This window comes from Leclercia sp. W17 (assembly GCF_003336325.1).
In the GTDB taxonomy this organism is placed as follows: domain Bacteria; phylum Pseudomonadota; class Gammaproteobacteria; order Enterobacterales; family Enterobacteriaceae; genus Enterobacter.
The window spans coordinates 1888514-1908045 of sequence record NZ_CP031101.1 but is presented as its reverse complement, the minus strand read 5'-3'; the positions used below and the strand labels follow the sequence as shown (position 1 = coordinate 1908045).

At 56.3% G+C, this 19532-nt stretch carries 20 protein-coding genes; 9 read left to right on the top strand and 11 right to left on the bottom strand.

The annotated features are described in order from the left end of the window. Positions 1-28: 28 nt before the first annotated feature. The 4 genes from htpX to DVA44_RS09330 form a co-directional block, all read right to left on the bottom strand. Positions 29-910 carry a protease HtpX gene (gene htpX, locus DVA44_RS09345; RefSeq protein ID WP_103180037.1) on the bottom strand — a complete coding sequence of 294 codons (882 nt, stop codon included), beginning with the start codon at positions 908-910 and terminating at the stop codon, positions 29-31. Between the two features lie 195 nt (positions 911-1105). After that, on the bottom strand, positions 1106-3154 hold the full coding sequence (prc, locus tag DVA44_RS09340) for a carboxy terminal-processing peptidase (RefSeq protein WP_114386421.1): 2049 nt from the start codon (positions 3152-3154) through the stop codon (positions 1106-1108). A gap of 19 nt (positions 3155-3173) precedes the next feature. Continuing rightward, positions 3174-3860 (bottom strand): RNA chaperone ProQ, encoded by a 687-nt coding sequence (gene proQ, locus DVA44_RS09335; protein ID WP_103822362.1) that lies wholly within the window; start codon positions 3858-3860, stop codon positions 3174-3176. 97 nt (positions 3861-3957) lie between these two features. Then, a complete protein-coding gene (locus DVA44_RS09330) occupies positions 3958-4455 on the bottom strand; it encodes a GAF domain-containing protein (protein WP_114314642.1) in 498 nt (165 codons plus the stop codon). Positions 4456-4586: 131 nt separating this feature from the next. Between DVA44_RS09330 and yebS the strand changes: the two genes are divergently transcribed. From yebS to DVA44_RS09305, 5 genes are all read left to right on the top strand, one after another. Then, the gene (gene yebS, locus DVA44_RS09325; protein WP_103822364.1) at positions 4587-5870 is read left to right on the top strand and encodes a membrane integrity lipid transport subunit YebS; all 1284 of its coding nucleotides are present in this window, start codon (positions 4587-4589) and stop codon (positions 5868-5870) included. After that, a complete protein-coding gene (locus DVA44_RS09320) occupies positions 5839-8472 on the top strand; it encodes a PqiB family protein (protein WP_168194468.1) in 2634 nt (877 codons plus the stop codon). Before yebS ends, DVA44_RS09320 begins: the two co-directional genes overlap by 32 nt. A 76-nt stretch (positions 8473-8548) precedes the next feature. Further along, positions 8549-9991 (top strand): 16S rRNA (cytosine(1407)-C(5))-methyltransferase RsmF, encoded by a 1443-nt coding sequence (gene rsmF / locus DVA44_RS09315; protein ID WP_114386417.1) that lies wholly within the window; start codon positions 8549-8551, stop codon positions 9989-9991. Between the two features lie 103 nt (positions 9992-10094). Next, positions 10095-10334, top strand: a complete 240-nt coding sequence (locus tag DVA44_RS09310) for a YebV family protein (protein WP_103181101.1) — start codon at positions 10095-10097, stop codon at positions 10332-10334. A gap of 104 nt (positions 10335-10438) precedes the next feature. Beyond that, complete coding sequence (locus DVA44_RS09305; protein WP_039030805.1) at positions 10439-10630, top strand: YebW family protein; 192 nt, start codon at positions 10439-10441, stop codon at positions 10628-10630. Here the strand turns inward: DVA44_RS09305 and pphA are convergent, their stop codons facing one another. Next, the gene (gene pphA / locus DVA44_RS09300) at positions 10631-11275 is read right to left on the bottom strand and encodes a protein-serine/threonine phosphatase (RefSeq protein WP_114386415.1); all 645 of its coding nucleotides are present in this window, start codon (positions 11273-11275) and stop codon (positions 10631-10633) included. A 177-nt stretch (positions 11276-11452) separates the two neighbouring features. Here pphA and DVA44_RS09295 point away from each other — a divergent pair, with 177 nt between their 5' ends. Next, positions 11453-12400, top strand: a complete 948-nt coding sequence (locus DVA44_RS09295; protein ID WP_246843615.1) for a VirK/YbjX family protein — start codon at positions 11453-11455, stop codon at positions 12398-12400. A 399-nt stretch (positions 12401-12799) separates the two neighbouring features. Here the strand turns inward: DVA44_RS09295 and DVA44_RS09290 are convergent, their stop codons facing one another. From DVA44_RS09290 to yobA, 3 genes are read right to left on the bottom strand one after another with little or no spacing between them, the layout of a single operon-like run. After that, positions 12800-13138, bottom strand: a complete 339-nt coding sequence (locus DVA44_RS09290; RefSeq protein ID WP_103822368.1) for a YebY family protein — start codon at positions 13136-13138, stop codon at positions 12800-12802. Between the two features lie 14 nt (positions 13139-13152). Next, positions 13153-14025: a copper homeostasis membrane protein CopD gene (gene copD / locus DVA44_RS09285; protein ID WP_114386413.1), complete on the bottom strand. Its 873-nt coding sequence runs from the start codon at positions 14023-14025 to the stop codon at positions 13153-13155. 1 nt (position 14026) lies between these two features. Next, the gene (gene yobA, locus DVA44_RS09280) at positions 14027-14392 is read right to left on the bottom strand and encodes a CopC domain-containing protein YobA (protein ID WP_114314616.1); all 366 of its coding nucleotides are present in this window, start codon (positions 14390-14392) and stop codon (positions 14027-14029) included. Positions 14393-14528: 136 nt separating this feature from the next. Here yobA and DVA44_RS09275 point away from each other — a divergent pair, with 136 nt between their 5' ends. The 3 genes from DVA44_RS09275 to exoX all read left to right on the top strand — a co-directional run bounded on the left by DVA44_RS09275 (position 14529) and on the right by exoX (position 16210). Further along, positions 14529-14759, top strand: a complete 231-nt coding sequence (locus DVA44_RS09275) for a DNA polymerase III subunit theta (protein WP_103180048.1) — start codon at positions 14529-14531, stop codon at positions 14757-14759. A 107-nt stretch (positions 14760-14866) separates the two neighbouring features. After that, positions 14867-15523 carry a nitrilase-related carbon-nitrogen hydrolase gene (locus tag DVA44_RS09270; RefSeq protein ID WP_114388393.1) on the top strand — a complete coding sequence of 219 codons (657 nt, stop codon included), beginning with the start codon at positions 14867-14869 and terminating at the stop codon, positions 15521-15523. Positions 15524-15547: 24 nt separating this feature from the next. After that, positions 15548-16210, top strand: coding sequence for an exodeoxyribonuclease X (gene exoX, locus DVA44_RS09265; RefSeq protein ID WP_103822371.1), 663 nt, complete (start codon positions 15548-15550; stop codon positions 16208-16210). Here exoX and ptrB read toward each other — a convergent pair. The 3 genes from ptrB to yebF form a co-directional block, all read right to left on the bottom strand. Continuing rightward, positions 16192-18273, bottom strand: a complete 2082-nt coding sequence (ptrB, locus tag DVA44_RS09260; protein WP_114386411.1) for an oligopeptidase B — start codon at positions 18271-18273, stop codon at positions 16192-16194. The two genes, exoX and ptrB, sit on opposite strands and share 19 nt — an antisense overlap. Before the next feature lie 90 nt (positions 18274-18363). Next, entirely contained in the window at positions 18364-19014 is a 651-nt protein-coding gene (locus tag DVA44_RS09255) for a tellurite resistance TerB family protein (protein ID WP_114314615.1), read from the bottom strand. An 87-nt stretch (positions 19015-19101) separates the two neighbouring features. Beyond that, positions 19102-19449, bottom strand: a complete 348-nt coding sequence (gene yebF, locus DVA44_RS09250; protein ID WP_103822374.1) for a protein YebF — start codon at positions 19447-19449, stop codon at positions 19102-19104. Positions 19450-19532 lie beyond the last annotated feature (83 nt).

Here is a 19532-nt window from a genome sequence, read left to right as displayed (position 1 = left end):
CGCGCTTTTTTATTAGCAAACCCAGCCGTTATTTCAGGTATTCACCGTTACGCAGCGCTGCAATACGCTTATCCAGCGGCGGGTGAGACATGAACAGCTCGCTCAGCGATTTTGATTTACCGTTGATGCAGAATGCCATCATGCTTGAGGCTTCCTGCGGTTCATAGCTGGTTTTCAGACGCTGCAGCGCAGCAATCATCTTCTCGCGCCCCACCAGTTTGGCTGAACCCGCATCCGCGTGGAATTCACGGTGACGGGAGAACCACATGGTGATAATGCTCGCCAGAATACCAAATACCAGTTCCAGCACCATAGAGACCGCGAAGTAGATCAGCGGGTTACCGTTACTCGATTCGCCTTCCTCACGATCGCCACCCATAAAGCCTGCGGCAATCTGGGCAATAATACGCGAGATAAAGATTACGAAGGTGTTCACTACACCCTGAATCAGGGTCATGGTCACCATATCGCCGTTAGCAATGTGGCTGATCTCGTGGGCGATAACCGCTTCGGCTTCATCACGGCTCATGTTCTGCAACAGGCCGGTACTCACTGCAACCAGAGAGGCGTCGCGACGCGCGCCGGTGGCAAAGGCGTTGATATCCGGCGCGTGATAGATCGCCACCTGCGGCATGGCGATACCCGCCTGACGGGACTGGTTGGCAACGGTGGTCATCAACCACTGTTCCATATCGTTACGCGGTTGCTCAATAACCTCACCGCCAACGGACTTCAGTGCCATCCACTTGGACATCAGCAGTGAGATAAAGGAGCCACCAAAACCAAACAGCAGCGCCATAATTAACAAACCCTGAACGCTGCTCGACTGAATTCCTGTCAGGCTGAGCACCAGCCCGAAGACCACCATGACCGCCAGGTTGGTGAGCAGGAAGAGCGCGATTCGCATCATAATATTCTTTTAACCTCAGTTTAACAAAACGCACTATGCGATTACCCACATCGTATGGGTATTCCGTATATTTTCAAGGATTGCAGCGGCGTAAGTCACCAGAAAGACACAACTTTACACAATAAAAGGAATGCCTGACGGCAGGATGCGGTTAACAAAAAAACAGGCACAATTTCTTGTGCCTGTCAGGGGAGATTATTTAGCCGGAGCGGGATTCCCGGCTGGCTTCTCTTTTTCCAGTTTCGCCAGATCGATAGCGATTTTCACCGTCTCATCAAGATAAGGATCCGGCTCCTGATAATCCTTCGGCAGGTCGTCCAGTTTTTTGAGGGCTGGCTTTCCTTCACGTTTGAAGCGGTCGTTGATCCGCGCCAGACGTGTTGCATCATCCTCTTCATTCTCTTTCAGACGCTGCGCGTAATTCAGAGAGACGATATTGCGTTTCGCCTTCAGGGCGTTGAAGCGGGCAATATCTTTGATGATGTACTGGAACTCAGGATCTTTGGCGATGCGATCGTCGTGCTGCTTCAGCAGCGCCGGACCAAACGGAGTCATATCGCCCGATTTCACGAAGGTGGCAGCGTTCACGCTATCCCACGGCAACGCGTTATCTTCAAACTTCTCACCTGTTTCAGTCTCTTCGGTTCCCGTCGGCATGATGATATCCGGGGTCACGCCTTTACGCTGGGTACTGCCGCCATTCACGCGGTAGAACTTCTGAATGGTGTACTGCACCGAGCCCAGCGCTGGCCATTCCGGACGCAGCATCTGATCGTAAATGCGGTTCAGAGAGCGGTACTGCTGTACGGTGCCCTTACCGAAGGTTGGTTCGCCAACAATCAGCGCGCGGCCATAATCCTGCATGGCGGCAGCAAAGATCTCCGATGCCGAAGCACTGAAGCGATCGACCAGCACTACCAGCGGCCCTTTGTAGTAGACGACGCCATCGGTATCGGCGTCTTCACGCACTTTACCGTTATTGTCGCGAACCTGTACCACCGGACCAGACGGGATAAACAGACCCGAAAGCGAAACTGCCTCGGTCAGGGCACCGCCGCCGTTGGTACGCAGATCGATAATAACGCTCTTAACGTTCTGTTTTTCCAGCTTCTGCAGTTGCACTTTGACGTCGTCCGTCAGGCCCACATAGAAACCAGGAATATCCAGCACGCCAACCTTATCTTTACCTACGGTTTTCACCGACATTTTCACCGCGCGATCTTCCAGACGGATGCGCTCGCGGGTCAGGGTAACGATACGGGTCTTGGTGCCTTTGCCCGCTGGCAGAATTTCCAGACGGACTTTACTGCCTTTCGGCCCTTTGATCAGGGCAACCACATCATCCAGACGCCAGCCGATGACATCGACCATGCTCTGACCAACCTGACCGACACCCACAATGCGATCGCCTACGTTTATCGCCTTGCTTTTAGCAGCCGGACCGCCGGCAACCATGGAGTTAATGACGGTGTAATCGTCGTCCATCTGCAGCACCGCGCCGATCCCTTCAAGGGAGAGGCTCATCTCGGTGTTAAACTGCTCGGTGTTGCGCGGAGAGAGATAGTTGGTATGCGGATCGATTTCGTGCGCGAAGGCGGTCATCGCCAGCGAGAAAACATCTTCACTGTTGGTCTGCGCCAGGCGACGAATGGCAAATTTGTAGCGGCGGGTCAGCGTTTCGCGGATCTCTTTCTCATCCTTACCGGTGAGTTTGAGGCTCAGCTCGTCGTACTTAACTTTGCTGTCCCACAGCTGATTCAGCTCGGCTTCATCTTTTGGCCACGGCGATTTACTGCGGTCAAGATTAAAGGTGTCGTTACCCGTGAAGTCCATTGGACGTTCAAGCACCTTAAGCGCGTATTGATAGCGCTCAAAACGGCGTTTCTGCGACAGGTTATACAGGTCGTAGAACAGGTCCAGCTTGCCGCTGCGTAACTCATCCCCGACCTGAGTCTGCTTTTTGGCAAATTGTTCGACATCGCTCGCCAGCAGGACGTTATGGCTGTAGTCCAGCAGGTTCAGATAGCGGTCGAAAATTTTTGTCGAAAAAGCCTCGTCGAGATCGAACTGACGATAGTGCGAACGGGTGAAGCGCGACGTGACGCGCTCACTGACCGTCGCGTGCTGAGTCTCTTCCTTCAGAACCGGAATCTGATCGACACGCGTAATCTCGTCCACAGCGAAAGCGTGGCCTGTTATCGCAAACAGGCCAGCCAGCGCGGTGAGCTTAAAAAATGTGTTCATGCCGGGCTTGGCCTCCGTTTTAGAACAACAAGTGTTCTGCGCGTACAATCATTGACAGACCAGAAGTCAGCTGTACACGAACGCCATCTTTGGTGATTTCCTGTACGGTGGCATCCATAGCATTGTTACCCGCTTTGACCTTCAGAGACTGACCGACGCTCAGAGCGTTAATGTCAGAAACCGGAGTGTGGCGCGGCTCTTCACGAGGCGCACGCGGGGCTTTTGCCGCTGGTTGCTCAGCACGAGGCTTACGCTCGGTATTTTCTTTGCGACGTGGTGCAGGACGTGGCTTGCGCTCACGGCGAGGCGCTTCTTCCTGGCCATTGGCCGCGGCTGCTTCGCGTTTTTTCGCCTGCTGTTCAGCACGCTGAGCCTGAACGCGCGCTTTGGCTTCTTCAAGCTGCTTACGCGCATGCTCTACGTGCTGCTCGTCCAGCACACCGCACGGGTTGCCGTCGAGGTCAACACGCGTTGCGCCCGCTTTGATACCGTAAAGGTAACGCCAGCTCGAAGTATAAAGACGTAAGGCGGAGCGGAGTTGGGTTTTGCTGAGGTTCATCTCACCTTCAACACGCTCTACCAGATCCTGAAAAATACCAATTTTCAGGGGACGAGCTTCGCCCTCGGCACTAAAACATTGAGGAAAACGTTCGGCCAGAAACGCGATAACTTCTTTACTGCTATTCAACTTAGGTTGATTTTCCATGAAATTTCCTGATTACAACGGACGTTGCCGACAAGCCGCAGGCATGAACAGGCGTCATTATAATGACGCCATCCGTAAATGCTACGTTATCCGTTGATTATCCTGCGACGCTCGCAAAGAATTTATGATAATCGGTCGCGGCGAGAACCTGTTCCAGATTCCCTACCAGCTCGCGCAGCCCCTGTTCATCCTCGGGGGTAAAGCGATTAAAGACCGTGCTGTCGATGTCCAGAACACCAATAATCTGATTTTCCACTGTCAGTGGCAGCACGATTTCAGCGTTGCTGGCGCTGTCGCAGGCGATATGCCCGTCGAACGCATGAACGTCATCCACGCGCTGCACCTGGTTTTGCGCCACCGCCGTACCGCAAACACCGCGCCCAACCGGGATACGGACGCAGGCCAGTTTGCCCTGGAACGGCCCCAGCACCAGCGTGTCGCCTTCCAGCAGATAAAAACCGGCCCAGTTCACATCGGACAGACGCTCAAAAAGTAACGCGCTGGTGTTCGCCAGGGTGGCCAGGAAACTGGTTTCACCTGCCATCAATGCCTGGAAATCGCGGTTTAAATCCGCGTAGAATTCTGTTTTGTTCATTATTCAATCACTTGGTTGTCTTACAAAATTACAGCATAGCCTATTAAAATACGCATTATTTGCGTTCATGCTCAAGATGAATCAATTCATGAGTTAAGATAACTATTAACTATCCCTTTTTAGCGCGACCGATGGCTCTTAAATCACCGAAAATAACGCCGACGAAAAAGATCACTGTGCATGCGGTTGGCGATGCGCTGCCTCGTGCACATTATCAGCGTTGTCCGCAATGCGATACGCTTTTTACGTTGCCAAAGATGAAATCATACCAAAGTGCTTTCTGCCCGCGCTGCAACGCAAAAATCCGCGATGGCCGCGACTGGTCACTGACCCGGCTGGCGGCGATGGCCGTGACCATGATGCTGCTGATGCCCTTCGCCTGGAGCGAGCCCCTGCTTCAGTTGCACCTGCTGGGCGTACGCATCGACGCGAACCTGTTGCAGGGGATCTGGCAGATGACCCGCCAGGGCGATCCCCTGACGGCCTCCATGGTGCTCTTCTGTACCGTCGGCGCGCCGGTGGTGCTGGTGGCGGCAATAGCCTATCTGTGGTTCGGTAATATTCTGGGGATGAACCTGCGCCCGGTGCTCCTGATGCTGGAGAAGCTCAAGGAGTGGGTAATGCTGGATATCTACCTGGTGGGGATTGTCGTGGCCTCAATCAAAGTGCAGGACTACGCTTATCTGCAGCCGGGCGGCGGCCTGTTCGCCTTTATCGCGCTGGTGATATTGAGCGTCCTGACCCTGATTCACCTCAACGTGGAGCAGCTTTGGGAGCGTTTTTATCCCCAGCGCCCCGCCACCCGCTACGATCCGGCACTGCGGGTCTGCCTGGGTTGTCACTATACCGGCCTGCCCGACGCGCGGGGCCGCTGTCCGCGCTGCCATATTCCCCTGCGCCTGCGGCGGCATAACAGCCTGCAGAAATGCTGGGCGGCGCTGATCGCCTCGATGATATTTCTGCTGCCAGCTAACCTGCTGCCGATTTCGGTGATTTATGTCAACGGCGCGCGGCAGGAGGACACCATCATGTCGGGTATCGTCTCGCTGGCCCACAGCAACATCGCCGTGGCTGCGATCGTGTTTATCGCCAGTATTCTGGTGCCCTTTACCAAAGTGGTGGTGATGTTTACTCTGCTCGTGAGCATTCATTTCAAATGTGAGCAGGGGCTGCGAACCCGCATACTGTTGTTGCGTTTCGTGACCTGGATTGGCCGCTGGTCAATGCTGGATCTGTTTGTTATTTCGTTGATGATGTCGCTGATCAATCGCGATCAGCTCCTTGCTTTTACTATGGGACCCGCAGCGTTCTATTTCGGCTCTGCGGTGATTTTGACTATTCTTGCAGTGGAATGGCTGGATAGCCGCTTACTTTGGGATGCACATGAGTCAGGAAACGCCAGCTTCGCCGACTGAAGCGCGAGTTAAAACAAAACGTCGTATTTCGCCATTCTGGTTATTGCCGGTTATCGCACTGATGATCGCGGGTTGGTTAATCTGGACCAGCTACGAGGATCGCGGCAATACCATCACCATTGACTTCCAGAGCGCCGACGGCATCGTTGCAGGCCGAACGCCCGTCCGTTTTCAGGGGGTTGAGGTGGGCACCGTCCAGGATGTTTCCCTGGACAAGAACCTGAATAAAATCGAGGTTCGCGCCAGCATCAAATCTGATATGAAAGATGCCCTGCGCGATGAGACCCAGTTCTGGCTGGTGACGCCTAAAGCCTCGCTGGCGGGCGTCTCCGGGCTGGATGCGCTGGTCGGGGGTAACTATATCGGCATGATGCCGGGCAAAGGTGAGCCAAAAGATCACTTTACCGCCCTCGACACGCAGCCGAAATACCGGCTTAACAATGGCGATCTGATGATCCATCTGCATGCGGCGGACCTGGGCTCCTTAAACAGCGGCTCGGTGGTCTATTTCCGTAAGATCCCCGTTGGCCGCGTCTATGACTACGCCATCACCCCCAACAAGCAGGGGGTGGTTATCGATGTGCTGATTGAGCGACGCTTTACCTCGCTGGTGAAAAAAGGCAGCCGGTTCTGGAATGTCTCCGGCGTGGATGCCGACCTGAGCCTGAGCGGGGCCAAAGTGAAGCTCGAGAGCCTGGCGGCGCTGGTGAACGGCGCAATCGCCTTCGATTCACCGGAAGGTTCTGAGCCCGCTACCCAGGAAGATGATTTCGGCCTGTATAAAGATCTGGCCCACAGCCAGCGCGGCGTGATTGTGAAGCTCACCCTCCCCTCCGCGGATGGCCTGAAGGAGGAGTCCACCCCGCTGATGTACCAGGGGTTACAGGTCGGGCAGCTCACCAAAATGACGCTCAACCCTGGCGGCCTGGTGACCGGTGAGATGACCGTTGACCCCAGCGTGGTCGATCTGCTGCGTAAAAACACCCGCATAGAATTGCGTACGCCGAAACTCTCCCTCAGCAACCCCAGCGTCAGCAGCTTGCTGACCGGCAGTACGTTTGAGCTCATTCCCGGCGGCGGCGAACCGGTTAACCAGTTTGTCATTGCCCCGGCCGATAAGGCGCTGCTGCAAAAACCCGGCGTGCTGACCGTGACTCTCAACGCGCCGGAAAGCTACGGCATCGACGCCGGTCAGCCGCTGATTCTGCACGGGGTGCAGATTGGCCAGGTGCTTGAGCGCAACTTAACCAGCAAAGGCGTCACCTTTGCGGTGGCGATTGATCCGCAGTACCGCGAGCTGGTGCATGGCGACAGTAAATTCGTGGTCAACAGCCGGGTAGACGTGAAAGTCGGGCTCGACGGCGTCGAGTTCCTGGCGGCCAGCGCCAGCGAGTGGATCAGCGGCGGGATCCGTATCCTGCCGGGTGAGAAAGGTGCCATGCGCGACAGCTATCCGCTGTATGCCAACCTCGATAAAGCCCTGGAAAACAGCCTGAGCGATCTGCCGACCACCACCCTGACGCTGGTGGCCGACACGCTGCCGGACGTGCAGGCGGGCTCGGTAGTGCTGTATCGTAAATTCGAAGTGGGTGAAGTGATCCTGGTGCGCCCGCGCGCGAATGCCTTTGATATCGAACTGCATATCAAACCGGAATACCGCAAGCTGTTGACCAGCAACAGCGTGTTCTGGGCTGAAGGCGGGGCCAAAGTGCAGCTTAACGGCAGCGGCCTGACGGTGCAGGCCTCTCCGCTCTCCCGTGCCCTGCGTGGGGCCATCAGCTTCGACAACCTGAGCGGGGCCAGCGCCAGCCAGCGTAAAGGCGACAAGCGGATCCTCTACCCGTCTGAGACCGCAGCGCGTGCAGTCGGCAGTCAGATTACCCTGCATGCCTTTGACGCGGGCAAGCTCTCCGAAGGGATGCCGATACGCTATCTGGGGATCGATATCGGGCAGGTCCAGAGCCTGAAGCTGATCACCGCCCGCAATGAAGTACAGGCCACGGCGGTGCTCTACCCGGAATATGTCGACAACTTCGCCCGCTCCGGGACGCGCTTCTCGGTGATCACCCCGCAGATTTCCGCGGCGGGCGTTGAGCATCTCGATACTATTCTCCAGCCTTATATCAACGTCGAGCCTGGACAGGGTAAATCGCGCCGCGACTTCGAGCTGCAGGAGGCGACCATCACCGATTCACGCTATCTCGATGGCCTGAGCATTGTGGTGGAGGTCCCGGATGCAGCGTCCCTTGATATCGGTACGCCGGTGCTGTTCCGCGGTATGGAAGTGGGTACGGTCACCGGCCTGTCGCTGGGGACGCTCTCGGATCGGGTGATGGTAGCCCTGCGCATCAGCGATCGCTACCAGCACCTGGTACGTAACAACTCCGTCTTCTGGCTGGCCTCCGGCTACTCGCTCGACTTCGGCCTGACCGGCGGGGTGGTGAAAACCGGGACCTTTAATCAGTTTATCCGCGGCGGTATCGCCTTTGCGACGCCGCCGGGCACCCCGCTGGCGCCGAAATCTCAGCCTGGCAAGCACTTCCTGCTGCAGGAGAGCGAGCCGAAAGAGTGGCGCACCTGGGGAACGGCCCTGCCACGATAACCCCTACGCTCCGGTGTCAACCCACCGGAGCGTTTGTGGTACACTGCGCGCCTCTTTGACTCCCTGTGGTGCGCTCGTGTCTCAACGTTCCGTCTATCTGCCAGAAGAATTTCTGGCACAAATGCGCCAGGCTCTGCCTGACCCTCTCTCTCTTGATGCGTTTATCGCTGCCTGCCAGCGCCCGCTGCGCCGCAGCCTGCGCGTCAACACCCTGAAAATCAGCGTGGCCGATTTCCTTACGCTTGTCGCCCCCTACGGCTGGCAGCTCACCCCTGTGCCGTGGTGCGAAGAGGGATTCTGGATCGAGCGTGACGACGAAGAGGCGTTGCCGCTGGGCAGTACCGCAGAACATCTGAGCGGGCTCTTTTATATTCAGGAAGCCAGCTCCATGCTGCCGGTTGCTGCGCTGTTTGCCGATGGCAATATGCCCGCCCGGGTGATGGACGTGGCGGCCGCCCCCGGCTCCAAAACCACCCAGATCGCCGCGCGGATGAACAACCAGGGCGCAATCCTCGCCAATGAGTTTTCTGCCAGCCGCGTTAAGGTGCTGCACGCGAACATCAGCCGCTGCGGGATCAGCAACGTGGCGCTCACCCATTTCGATGGCCGCGTGTTTGGCGCCGCCCTGCCGGAAGCCTTTGATGCGATCCTGCTGGACGCCCCCTGCTCCGGCGAAGGGGTGGTGCGAAAAGATCCCGATGCGCTGAAGAACTGGTCCGTTGCCAGCAACCTGGAGATCGCCGCCACCCAGCGCGAGCTTATCGACAGCGCCTTCCACGCCCTGCGTCCGGGCGGCACGCTGGTCTACTCCACCTGCACCCTGAACCGCGATGAAAACGAAGCCGTTTGTCTGTGGCTGAAAGAGCAGTACCCGGATGCCGTTGAATTCCTGCCGCTTAACGACCTGTTCGCCAGTGCCGGGGACTGCGTTACGCCTGAAGGCTTCCTGCACGTCTTCCCGCACATTTACGACTGCGAAGGCTTTTTCGTGGCGCGCCTGCGTAAAAAGGCCGCCGTTGCACCGCTGCCCGCACCCAAATATAAGGTCGGAAACTTCCCGTTCACGCCCCTTAAAACCCGCGAAGCCCAACAGATTACTGCCGCCGCTAACCAGGCGGGCCTGTACTGGGACGACAACCTGCGTCTGTGGCAGCGAGATAAAGAGGTGTGGTTATTCCCGACAGAGATTGAGCCGCTGATCGGCAAAGTGCGCTTCTCCCGTCTTGGCCTGCGCCTGGCGGAAACGCACAACAAAGGCTATCGCTGGCAGCATGAAGCGGTGATCGCACTGGCAGGCCAGCACAACACCTTTGCCTTAACCCAGGCAGAAGCGGAAGAGTGGTATCGCGGACGCGATGTCTGGCCGCAGGAGACCCCGTCCGGGGATGATGCTGTAGTAACCTGGCAGGGCTTCCCGATAGGCATGGCAAAAAAAGTGGGCACGCGATTGAAAAACAGCTATCCGCGCGAGCTGGTTCGCGATGGCCGCTTGTTTACCGGTAACGGTGAAGCGCGCTAAAAAAAGCACTTTTTTACTGGCGCTTTTGCTCTTCATTGACCAGGCTGAAAAGTGGGCGACTATACTGGTCGTACCAGAACACAGCGTGATCATGGAGAGCATTATGACGAAAACCAATGTGCGCATTGGCGCATTCGAAATCGATGATGCCGAGTTAAGCGGCGATACGCAGGGCGAACGAACGTTAACCATCCCCTGCAAGTCCGATCCCGACCTTTGCATGCAGCTCGATGCATGGGATGCAGACACTAGCGTCCCGGCAATCCTCGATGGCGAACACTCAGTCCTTTACCGTGAGCATTACGATCAAAGTTCCGATGCCTGGATCATGCGCCTTGCCTGATTCAAAGAGAACCCGCCCGCAGGCGGGTTATTTATTCTCATAATCTCCTCTTCCCTGAATCATCCCCTACAATATCAATATGGTAGTAAATGCTGAGGGGCATGATGTACGCACTGGTATTATTTATCTGTTATCTGGACGCAGGCTGTGAAGATCTGGTGGTGGATGTGTATCGCACCGAACCGCAGTGTGAGGCCTCGATGGACGATCAGCGTATTCGTCACGGCGGCTGTTATCCGGTTGAAGACTTTATCGACGGATTCTGGCGTCCGGCGCAGGAGTATTCCGACCTGTAATCACTGTAGCTGCGCCAGAGTTAACGCGCCGCCAAACACCGCCCCGGTGTCGATATAGTGCAGGTTCTGACAGTCATAACGCGCTTTGAGCGGCGTATGCCCGAACCAGAAGTGATCCGCCCCGGCGATCCCCGCCTCGTTGCCGTTCATCAGTTCCCGCAGGCGCTCCCTGTCCCAGAGGATACTCTGCTTGTTGACCGGCTTGTCCCGCACATAGTAGGAGGACGGGTAATTGGCATGAGCTATAACATTCACGCCGTTGGTACAGGCAATTTCGATAATCCACGGCAGGGTCTCACTGCGCCTGAGCAATGCCAGCGCCTGCGCCTGCTGTTCACCCTTTAATTGTGCTAACCAATTGCCGCCATTCATCATCCACAGACCAAAATCATTATTCTGCAGCGCGTCCAGCGCCATCTGCTCATGGTTGCCCCGCACGGCATAAAACCACGCTTCATTTAATAACTGCAGGCATTTCACGCTATCCGGTCCGCGATCGATTAAATCGCCGACGCAAATAAGTAAATCCTCATACGGGTTAAAATGCCGCTGCCGCAGATCTGCCATAAGCATTTGATAACAACCGTGAAGATCGCTTACCACCCAGACGTGTCGCCAGTTGTGACCATCAAGATTGAGATACATAGCGCCTCCTCATGATCAGTATAGCCCCTGGGATGCTGACTATAAGATGAGCGGCAAACAGGGGTTCGGAATAACCTCAATCGACATTAAACAAAGCGGAAATAAAGGTTTAGCAATGCTTAAATGATTATCCGATGGCCTTTAAGATAATTGCAGAAATATAAAGAGGTCTTCATCGTGTCAAATACCATCCTGCCTGCTGAGGTGTCTTTAACGCACCGTTCTTCTGTTATCTTCGCACTGGCGAAAGGCGATTTTATGCCCGGCCCGCTGTGGCATAAACGCGACTACCGGCTGAAATTTTTCCTGCGCTCCCTGCTGTTCTGGTCCTCTACCACCCGCATGCTGGAGACGCTCTCCCGTCGCGATGATTTTCCGCTGTTGTTAAAAGCACAAACTACGCTGCCGGTGAAAACCCAGCGTCAGTATCTCACTCGCGGGTTACATGCCGGTGAGCGGGCCAACGCCATCCTGCACCATTACGCCTGGCTTGATGCGCTGCCGGACGCCAGCCTGGCGCGGAGCTTTAGCAGCCCGACTCCGCTTTCGCTGCTGCATTTTGCCACTAAAGACGATGCGAGCTATACCATCGACGCCAGCAGCGCGGTGAAGGCCGAACGCGAGGGCGAAACCACGCTCTGGCTGCGGGCCGGGGATAACACCCTGCTGGCGAGTCTGACCTTCAGCGTCGTTGAGGAAAAGGGCCAAAGTGCGCTGGTGATTGGCGGTCTGCAGGGACCGCGTAAGGACGTAGGGCGGGAGACGATCAAAAATGCCACCCGCGCCTGTTATGGCCTGTTTCCAAAACGTATCCTGCTGGAAGCGATCTTCAATCTGGCGAAGCAGTCGGGTATCAGCGCCATTTACGGTGTGAGCGATGAAGGCCACGTTTTTCGCGCCCTGCGCTATCGCCTGAGTAAAGGTCGTCATTTGCATGCCAGCTATGACGAATTCTGGCAATCGCTAGGCGCTAAGCCGTGCGGCGCATTTCGCTGGGCCCTGCCAGCAGGTATGGAGCGCAAAGCGATCGACAGCATTGCCAGTAAAAAACGCGCGGAATACCGCCGGCGTTTTCAACTGCTTGATGAGATAGAACGCGGCATCAGCGCGCGCTTTTGCCGCTAATATCTGCTTTCATCGGTAACAGTTAAAAATTTAACAAAACCGCTAAAAAGCACTGGACTTCCGCCGGGCGTAGTGTGGTATGGTTTAACGAAGAACAGAAAATGTTGCCCATCTGTTAAAGTCCGCAACGGGAAAAGGCGTTTACTTTCAACAGATAAAAAGAGACCGAATACGATTCCTGTATTCGGTCCAGGGAAATGGCTCTTGGGAGAGAGCCGTGCGCTAAAAGTTGGCATTAATGCAGGCTAAGTCGCCTTGCACTTTAAGAATAGATGACGACGCCAGGTTTTCCAGTCCGCAGCAAAAGTGGCCTGAAAAAAAGCGTGAGTCTGTTCTTAAACATAAAAACCGCAATGCTTCCGAAGAGAAGCCTGCGGTTTTTTTATTGGAAGCGGTAAGCTAGCAGAGCGTATTCGCGCGCTCGATAAACGGCGCCAGGCTCATCTTCTGCCCTGGGTTTGCCGGATCGTCAATCTGAATAACCGAGATGGGCTGGCCGTTGCTTTTACCGCTGTCCACCTGCTGCTGCGCCACGTCGTTCAGGGGATACTGCACCAGGGTGCTGGGGTTAATGGCATAGAGCGCATGGCCCGGACGGCAGGTCAGCATCACCTCTTCACGGTTAAAGGCCCATTTGTCTTTACCCACCTCGAACCGGCTGACGGTGATCACCTGCGGGGCTGCCAGTGCCGCGCCGGAGCAGGCCAGCAATAAGAAAGAAAGTACTGTTTTTTTCATTGTATTCCACCTCGTCAGAAGGGTTCCCAGGTCGCGAACAGGCTGACTGCCGCCAGAACCAGCGCCCCCAGCACAACCTCACTCTGCGTCATCCTGATAAAATAGCGTTGCTCGCGTCCGTCGCCAGAACGAAACCGCGGCACCAGAACATACCGATTCACCAGGGCAATTACCACCATCATTGCCACCAGCGCACATTTCACCAACAGTAATTGCCCCCAGGCCGAGTGCCAGGGCAGTACCCACCCCTGGATCAGCACAATATTTACCATTCCGGTGAGGATCACCCCCGCCACCGCCAGATGTCCGTAGCGCGAGAAGCGCATCATGGTGTGAACGGCGGCTCGCCGCCAGCGTCCATGGGACAGGCGCAGGCAAAACAGCAGCGGCATCAGGCCCCCCAGCCAGCCCGCGGCACATAAAAGATGCAGGCCATGGTTGCTGCGCTGCGCCAGGCCCGTTATCCCATCATGCAGCGCCGCATGCCCGGTTCCTGCCAGCAGGAAAAACTGCGCAGCGGTAAAGAACAGCATTAGCGGCATGGTTTTCCCCGGCTGCATCCAGGCGACCCAGAATGTAATCAGGGCCAGGATCATCTGCCATAACCAGATCCGCCCAAACTGGGTCGTGAGCACCGCCTGCCAGATGGATAGGCTGACCACATCCGGCCAGCCGTTACCCATCATGCCGCCCTGTAGCGCCAGCATCATCAGCGCGGCGAGCAGGCTGATAAACGCGACCTTTTTTTGCTGCCCCCGAAAGCGACGCGCCATTAGCCGCCGCAGCGCAACAGGCGCCAGCCATGCACCGTACAGGGCATTGCCAAACAGCACCATCAGGGCAGCAAAATGCGCGAAGCGCAGCGTAACGTAGCAGAACGCCAGCATCTTACTTCACGCTAAAACGGTAGCTGCCCTCGGTCTTATGACCATCTACGGAAACCACGTGCCACTTCACCTGATAGGTACCCGCCGTCAGCGCAGCGGTCATCGGTACGATCAGCTGGGTCGGGTCCTTCTCGTTGCGTTTTACCGCCCCGAGTGCGACGGGCTGCTGTTTATCATCGGTGAGGGTCACGCCGCTAAAACGGGGTTCGATCCCTTCGGAGAAGTTCAGAGTCAATGCCTGCGGCGCCGCGTCTACGGCAGCGTCTGCGGCGGGATATTGATGCTGTAAATGAGCGTGAGCAAAAACAACCGGTGCTGCGAGCGTTGCCAGCAGCAGCGTCAGGGTGCGGGTAACGAGTTTTGTCATCACATATATTCCTTTTTGTTATGCCTGATTACCAGAGGATAACGCTGTATAATGGTCCAGTCGAGGATCATCCTGCCCGGGCTTGTCAACGCGCCGCCGTTTGGGTAACGTTGGCCCGCAAATGAAGGAGACGGTAATGCATATTAATCTCGCCACCCTCCCCCAGGAGGAGATGGACAAAGTGAATGTTGATTTGGCGGCCGCAGGTGTGGCATTCAAAGAGCGCTATAACATGCCGGTGATCGCCGAAGTGGTGGAGCGTGAGCAACCGTCGCACCTGCGTGACTGGTTTCGCGAGCGCCTGATTGCCCATCGACTCAACTCCGTTAACCTCTCTCGCCTGCCGTGGGAACCGAAAGTTAAATAAACTTACCCGCGGTTACAGTTCCTTACACTGTTTATGCCAGGATTAAAGCCCCTGATACATTCATGGGCTTTATGAATCTCTGCGACTCCGTGTATAAGGAAATCACGATGTCCCAATGGAATATTGCCGCCGCACAGTACCGCGCGAGCCATCACTGCGTTGATGAACACATCACGCATCACCTGCGTTTCATCACCGCCGCTGCCCGCCAGCAGTGCAATGTTGTCCTCTTCCCTGAGCTGTCGTTAACCGGCCCGGCCCTGCCCGATGGTCGGCTTCCCGCTCCCCCCGACCACCAGCAGTTGGCTCCGCTTCTGGATGCGGCAAAATCAGCTGACGTCTCGGTGATTGCCGGGATCACGGTGGAAGAGAGAGGCCAGCGCCAGCCCGGACTGGCCTGGTTTTCCCCGAGCCAGCCCAACGCCATTCTTTATCCACATGGCGCAGGCGCCTGTCTGGAGAACAGACATGGCGGCCTGAGCATTGTTGATCCTCACTCCGATCAGCCCAATATTGCGCCTGATGCTGCTCTGTTTACCCGCGGCATGGCGGTGAGTGAAACGGGCTGGTCTGCCACCTTTTCCCAGCTCCAGCGTTTTGCCCACCGCTATGCCATCGCCGTACTGATGGCGAACCGTGACGGCGGGAGCGCGCTCTGGGATGCCCGTGGGCAATTAATCGTCCGCGCCGATCGGGGTGAACTATTATTGACCGGGCGCTTTGTTGAGCAGGGTTGGCAAGGTGAGATCATTCCATTACGCTAGGCCTTTTACGGCCAGGAGAGAGCCATGCTACGTGTCATCGACACCGAAACCTGTGACCTGCAGGGGGGGATTGTGGAAGTGGCATCTGTCGACGTTGTGAACGGGCAGATCGTCAATCCACGCAGCCATCTGGTACGTCCGGATCGCCCCATCAGCCCGCAGGCGATGGCTATCCACCGCATCACCGAGGCGATGGTCGCCGACAAACCCTGGATTGAAGAGGTGATCCCACATTATCACGGTAGCCCCTGGTATGTGGCGCACAACGCCAGCTTCGATCGCCGTGTACTGCCCGAGATGCCCGGGGAGTGGATCTGCACCATGAAGCTGGCGCGGCGCTTATGGCCGGGCATTAAATACAGCAATATGGCGCTCTATAAATCGCGCAAACTGAGCGTCCGGACGCCGGAAGGGTTGCACCACCACCGGGCCCTGTACGACTGCTACATCACCGCCGCGTTGCTGATCGATATCATGAACACCACCGGCTGGACGCCGGATGAGATGGCCGACATCACCGGACGTCCAGCGCTGCTGACCACCTTTACCTTCGGCAAATACCGCGGCAAAGCGGTGGCGGAAGTGGCAGACAAGGATCCGGGCTATCTCCGTTGGCTGTACAATAACCTCGACAGAATGAGCCCGGAGCTGCGTCTGACGCTGAAGCACTATCTGGGCGGATCCTGATCGATCTCTGCCGCCTGGCTGGTTAACGTCTCCTGAGCCAGGCCAACCAGAAATGCATACTCCAGGGCCACCCCTTCGTAGGATTTGAAGCGCCCGGATTTCCCGCCGTGCCCGGCATCCATATCGGTGCAGAGTAGCAGTAAATTATTGTCGGTCTTCATTTCCCGCAGCTTCGCCACCCACTTCGCGGGCTCCCAGTACTGAACCTGGGAGTCATGTAAACCGGTGGTAACCAACATGTGAGGATAGGCTTTCTCGCCAACGTTATCGTAGGGGCTGTAGGCTTTCATATAGCGATAGTAGGTCTCATCCTGCGGATTGCCCCACTCTTCATATTCGCCAATGGTCAGCGGGATAGACTCGTCCAGCATGGTGGTCAGAACATCCACAAACGGCACCTGCGCTATCACCCCTTTAAAGAGTCCCGGGCGCTCGTTAATCACGGTGCCCATCAGCATGCCGCCCGCGCTGCCGCCCATGGCAAAGCACTGTTTGCGATCGCCATAGCCTAGCCCCAGCAAACCCTCGCAGACATCCAGGTAGTCATTAAAGGTGTTTTTCTTTTTCAGGAATTTGCCATCTTCGTACCATTTTTGCCCCAGCTCGCCGCCGCCGCGGATATGGGCAATGGCGAAGACAAACCCACGGTCGAGCAGGCTCAGGCGGCTGCCGCTGAAATCCGCGTCAATACTGGAGCCATACGAGCCATAGCCGTAGATGAGGATCGGGTTTTTACCTTTGCGAAAATGGTGCTTGTGATAGACCAGCGAGACGGGTACTTCGGTACCGTCGCGGGCGACAATCCATACGTGCTCGCTGCGATAAAGATCGGCGTTAAACCCTTTCACCTCAGCCTGCTTCAGCACCCGGCGCTGTCCGGTGTCCATGTCCAGTTCAAACAGGGTATCCGGGGTGGTCATGGAAGAGTAGCCGTAACGCAGGCGCGATGTTTCCGGCTCGGGGTTATAGCCAATCCAGGTGACATAGGCGGGATCGTCGAAGGCGATACCGATCACTTCGCGGGTTTTACGGTTGATTTGCCGCAGGCTGGTGAGCCCGCGCTGGCGCTCTTCAACCACCAGCCAGTCGGTAAAGAGGGTGAAGCCTTCCAGCATCACCTGATCCCGCGGCGGGATCAGCACTTCCCATTTGCGTTCATCACGTACCTTGGTCTTGTAGAGGCCAAAGTTTTTCCCCTCCCGGTTGGAGCGCAAATAGAAGGTGTGCTGGAAGTGATCGAGGCTGTACTCATGATCCTTGCGACGCGGCATAAAGCACAGCGGCTGAGCATCCGGCAGCTCGGCATCCAGCAGCAACACCTCGGTGGTGGTGGCGCTGGCAAGAAAGATAATCACATAGTGTTTGGAGGTGGTTTTATGCAGGCTGACGTAAAAGGTCTCGTCTTTCTCTTCATAAACCAGTTCATCACTTCTCGATGAAGTGCCGACCGTATGCCGCCAGACCTGATAAGGATGCAGGGTCGTGGCGTGCTTTTTGATGTAGTAGATGGTTTCAGAGTCGTTGGCCCAGATAAAGTCGGGTGAAACGTTATCGAGCATCTCCGGGTACCAGTTCCCGCTCTCCAGATTGCGGAAACGCAAACCATACTGCCGTCGGGAGAGGTAATCTTCGGCCAGCGCCATGATGGCGTTATCCGGCGATACCGCCATGCCGCCCAGGGTATAAAACTCGCTGTGCGCCGCACGCTGGTTGGCATCCAGCAGGGTCTCCCACTCTTCCCACTCGGCGCAAAGAACCGACTGGCGCTGGTAGATGGCATATTCGTTACCGGGCTCATAAACGTGCCGGTAACGATAGCCATTTCGACTCCAGGGGGCCGAGACGTCACGCTGCGGGACGCGCTCAACCATTTCGCTGAGCAGACGATCCTGCAGCGCCTGCTGCGTCGCCATGACCCTTCGGCCATAGTCATTCTCCTCGTGGAGGTAGTCCAGCACCTCCGGCTTTGAGCGGGTATCGTCGCGCAACCAGTAATAGTTGTCGATACGCGTGTCACCGTGCATGGTGAGAGCGTGCGGTATGCGTTGGGCTTTAGGTGGCATGGCGTTATGATTCTTCTACGTTTAACACCCTATAAGGTTGGCAAAACATGCGCACGATGCAAGCGAAACGGCTCCGCGAGGCGTAAAAAACTAGCCGGGGAGCGCTTGTTTTTGCTGGCGAATATCCTGCTCGATCCCTTCCCGTACGTCTGCCGGGATTTTCAGCGCATCGCCCAGCGCATTAAGATAGCTGCGCTCCATAAAGTGATCGATGTCGATTGCCGCACAGCTCAGGAAGTACAGTTCGAGGGCCTCCTCTTCATTCTGGATCCCTTTGGCCAGACGCGCAGGATCGAGCGGTTCCTCAATAGCACGTGCCACCAGCGCCCTGCCCTGTTCTTCCACGCCCGCTTCGCGCAACTGTTGTTCGATGGCAGCCCGCTCTTTATCGTCAATGTGGCCATCACTCTTTGCGGCAAACACCAGCGCCAGGATCAGCCTTTCGCTGCGCTCGTCCAGCGGCGACGCCTGCTGACCAAACTGCGGCTCGCCCTGATGCGCGCTGCGAATTCTCTCTTTGTACTTGTTCCACAGCACAGTACCGGCAACGGCACCGCCCCCGGCAAGCAGCGCGCCGGTGCCATATTTGCTCAGTAATTTACGCGAGGATTTATTCGCTACCAGTAATCCGGCCAGGCCGCCAAGCGCCCCCGGCGTCAGCAGTTTGCTCAGGCCTTCGCCGGATGACGATGACCCTTTCTGCCCGAGCAGAGACTGTAATTGATTCAGCCAGTTTGACATATTTACCCTCACTTAACGGTGGATGAATTTCACAGCGTAAGCGAGGGGATGTCAGGAAATGTCTATGGCGACAAAAGAAGCGAAAATTCACCTCTTCGACGACTGATACTGCGCGCTACCCGCTTTACAGTCGATCTTCACCTGATAATGGATATCGGTGTTTTTGCCTCGTACTGTCAGCGGTACCGTCCAGCGATCATTCTCGCCTTTCACCTGCTTAGGGTTAATCCAGGCTACCGGATCGGCCTGTCCCAGGGTTTTTTGATCGTCCGCCCAGCGCACGATGCGGTTTTGCAGATAATCCCGCTTCACGCTGGCGGCAATACCTTCGGCATTCTGCCCTTCGCAGGTGGGAAATTTCACGGTTTTCTCCTCTGCGGCCTGGGCGGTCAGGCTGGCGGCCAGCAGCGCTATTGCTACCCCTGTTTTGTTCATCATGCTCTCCTGTTTTGGTTCAACAAAAGCATGGTCGAAAAACGCCGCGATGCAAATAACCCTCCGTCAGCCCGACAGATTTT